We start from the raw sequence: 3,953 nt of genomic DNA on the forward strand, positions 1-3,953 counted from the left end.
GCGTCAGCGTAGCCCGAAGCACGCCGACCTTGCCCACACAAGCGCAGCGAAGTGTGGGCAAGGACACGCCCAAAAAAGAAAAATTAACATTAAGCCATACAATCAAACACACCAGTAGCCCTTTAAATTTGACTTTGCTTTGTATTCTTTTTAACTTTGTAAAAAAGTAAAAACTTGTTTATGAAAAAGTATTATTTTTTTCTTGCTCTTGTTGTATTCTACTGGCATGTTCAAGCCCAAAACCGAATAGAATTAGTTTCATCCACGATAAATGAAACCGTACTAACTTTGTACAACCTCAATTTTATCCAAAAACCTGTGCTTACCCACAAAGGAAATGCTGTAATTATCCAAGCTGAACAAGCTACGCCTATTTTGAAGCAAGCTGCCCCAGACTTACCTAAATATACAACCTCAATTATTATTCCAGATCAAGCAGAAATGCAAATAGAAGTCATTCATTCTCAATACACTGATTATCTAAACATAGATGTTGCTCCTTCAAAAGGAAACTTTACAAGAGATATTTCACCTGAAAGTGTTCCCTACATATACGGCGAAGCATATTCTAAAAATGCTTTTTATCCAGGAAAATTAGCTGATTTACGTTCTCCCCATATTGTAAGAGATTATAGAGGGCAAACAGTAGTACTTTACCCCTTTCAGTACAACCCCGTAACTCGCGTACTGCGCGTGTATACGCAAATGACCGTTAAAATTAGCACTAAATCTCTCATTGGAGGGGAAAATCCATTAGTCAATAAGCGCAATCATCCATTGGACCGAAATTTTGAACTTACCTACCAACGGCACTTTTTGAACTACAATGCACTAAGTACAGGTAAGACAACTTACACCCCTGTCAATGACTATGGTAAAATGTTGATAATATGCCACGATGCTTTTGCTAGCGCCGTACAACCTCTGGTACAATGGAAAAAACAAAAAGGTATTCCTACCGAATTAGTACTATCCTCTGCCGTAGGGACAACTCCTACAGCCATCAAAAGCTATATTCAGAACTACTATAACCTGAACGGTTTAACATTTGTACTTTTAGTAGGCGACCATGCTCAGATTCCTGCCTATAGTATGCCCATAGGTGCATCCGATAATGCTTATACGTACGTAGTAGGTACAGACCACTACCCTGATTTGTTTATTGGTAGGCTGTCTGCTAACACAATAAGTGAAGTCCAAGTACAGGTGAATAAAATTATTACGTATGAAAAAACCCCTATGACAGGCGCAAATTGGTATAAAAATGCTGTGGGAGTGGCATCTGATGAAGGACCTGGCGATGATGGCGAATATGATTATGAACATTTGCGAAATATTCGAACCAAGCTACTAGGCTTTACTTATACCAACGTAGCTGAATTGTATGATGGTTCGCAAGGCGGTGCTGATGCGATAGGCAACCCTACTGCAGCTGACCTAGCTGCTTTAGTTAATGCAGGAGTAAGCTTGATAAATTACACAGGACATGGAAGTCCTACTTCTTTTGCGACCACAGGATATTCTAACGCTGATGTAAATGCGAGTACAAATGGGCATAAACTTCCTATTATCTTTTCTGTGGCATGTGTAAATGGGGACTTTACTTCAGGTACCTGTTTTGCTGAAGCATGGCTACGCAAAGCTAACGGTGGCGCTATAGCTACTCTAATGTCCACAGTTAATCAAAGCTGGAACCCCCCTATGGAAGGACAAGATGAAATGAATGACATCCTTACACAACAATACCCAACTAACAAAAAATTCACTTTTGCAGGTGTTGCTATGAATGGTTGTATGAAGATGAACGATTCTTATGGCACAGCAGGCGAAGACATGACCGATACATGGACAGTATTCGGCGATCCTTCTTTGATGTACTACACAAATAGTCCCTCACTTTTGACTGCAACGCATATTTCTACTACCCCTGTGGGTACCAGTAACTTGGTTGTTAATTGCCCTGTGGATGGTGCATTAGTAGGCTTAATGTATCAAGGCGATTTAATTGCAAGTGGATTTATCAGCGGAGGAACGGTTAACTTAACCTTCTCACCTGTAAATTTGCCTGACACTATTTTTGTTACTGTTACCGCTTTTAATAAAACTCCTTATTTTGGTTTTGTGAAAGTACAGCCTGCATCAGGACCGTATGTAGTTCGTTTGTCTTCTAGCGTTAACGATGCGGTTACAGGTAATAATAATGGAAATGCAGATTTTGCAGAAAACATTCAGCTAAACATGACCCTCAAAAATGTAGGTGTTGCTACTGCAAATAATGTTAATACAACGCTTTCTACTACAAGCCCTTATGCTACTGTTACTGTGCCTAATCAAAATTTTGGCGATATAGCTGCAGGCGTAACAGCTACCCAGAATGGAGTATATGGGATCACTATTGCTAATAATGTCCCTGACCAAACTGCGATAAACTTTAACCTAAATATCACTGATGATGCAGGTAATGTGTGGAATAGTCCTTTTGTTATTGTTGCGAATGCACCTAAATTTAATGCACATAACGCTATTACTATCAACGACGCTACGGGAAACAATAATCACCGCTTAGATGCTGGTGAAAACAATGTGCAGCTAATTATACCTTCTTATAACATTGGGCATGCTCAAAGTCCTCCTGCCGTAGGTACTTTGACCACTACTAGTCCTTATTTGAGTATTGTGTCAGGTAGTTTTAGTTTGGGAGTAATGAACACTACTGGAACATATAATGCTAACTTTTTGGTCAATGTATCGCCAACTACGCCAAGAAATACGCTTGCCACACTTCATTATACTATTACAGCAGGGGCTTACAGCTTTACTAAAACTTATACAGTACGCATGAACGTAGAAATGGAAGACTTTGAAAGCAATACTTTAACTTCGTATCCTTGGATTACTTCAGGTGCAGCCAATTGGTTCGTAACTAACCAAGATCCTTACGAAGGTGATTACTGTGTAGAATCAGGCGATATTAACGATAACGAAAATTCTGTTTTGGAAATCTTTGCTAATGTCCAAACGCCTGATAGCTTGTCATTCTACTATAAAGTGTCTTCCGAAGAGTATTTTGACTTTTTAGAGTTTTACATAAATGGTATCAAAGTCAGTAGCTGGTCTGGTATAATTCCTTGGAAAAGGGCATCTTATTACATTCATACAGCAGGTGTACATAACTTCAAGTGGGTATATACTAAGGACTACATTATATCATTTCATGAAGACTGCGCGTGGCTAGATGAAATAACATTCCCTCCATTAAGTACACCTACTGGTCTTCAACAATCAAGTCTTAATTCAGAGTTAAAACTTTATCCTAATCCTATGCGGGAGGTGAGCTTTATTCATTACACAATCAATCAAAACACAAAAGTGTCTATTTATGTAACTGACATACAAGGCAAAAGATTATTAACACTAAAAGAAAGTGAAAACCAAATGAAAGGGGAGTACACAATTGGTTTGCATAGAAGTATGCTTCCTGCGGGTACATATATTGTTGAGTTAGTTTTAGGTAACACAGTGAATACTCAAAAATTAGTTATTACCGAGTAAAGTGCTTTTTTGAAATTTGAATAAAATTTTTATATCTTTGCAGCACTGGTAGGAAAGATGACCGAGTGGTTTAAGGTGCACGCCTGGAGAGCGTGTGTACGCCAAAAGCGTACCGCGGGTTCGAATCCCGCTCTTTCCGCTAATAAGCCTTCTTACTGCTAATGAGAGGGCTTAAATTATTCACACCACCTCGTAAGGAAATTCAATTCCGTATAACTCTGCTTATTCCAAAGTGTAAAAACTCCATAGTACAAGCATCAGATTTTTCAGAGCTTTGCAAGAGTTTTCAATATTTTTGTTTGTTTTTGGATTGTTTAATTTGAATTGATTTTTTTGGGCGTGCCCCTTGCTGACGCAAGGGTCGGGGCATTCCGCACTGCGCTTCGCTTCGGTGCTTCGCT

Annotated in this window: 1 protein-coding gene and 1 tRNA gene; both read left to right on the plus strand. The window is 39.2% G+C overall.

Features of this window, described 5'->3' with window-relative positions; translation table 11 throughout:
• Window positions 1-180 precede the first annotated feature (180 nt).
• Window positions 181-3,552, plus strand: a complete 3,372-nt coding sequence (locus tag NZ519_12880; GenBank protein MCS7029649.1) for a C25 family cysteine peptidase — start codon at window positions 181-183, stop codon at window positions 3,550-3,552.
• Between the two features lie 51 nt (window positions 3,553-3,603).
• Window positions 3,604-3,691 (plus strand) — tRNA-Ser (locus tag NZ519_12885).
• The last annotated feature ends 262 nt before the right edge of the window (window positions 3,692-3,953 follow it).

It is taken from the genome of Bacteroidia bacterium (assembly GCA_025056095.1).
In the GTDB taxonomy this organism is placed as follows: Bacteria; Bacteroidota; Bacteroidia; order JANWVE01; family JANWVE01; genus JANWVE01.

What these genes read in the sequence shown, in the direction of transcription:
- NZ519_12880 (MCS7029649.1), top strand. Translation starts at nt 181, where the DNA reads ATGAAAAAGTATTATTTTTTTCTTGCTCTTGTTGTATTCTACTGGCAT.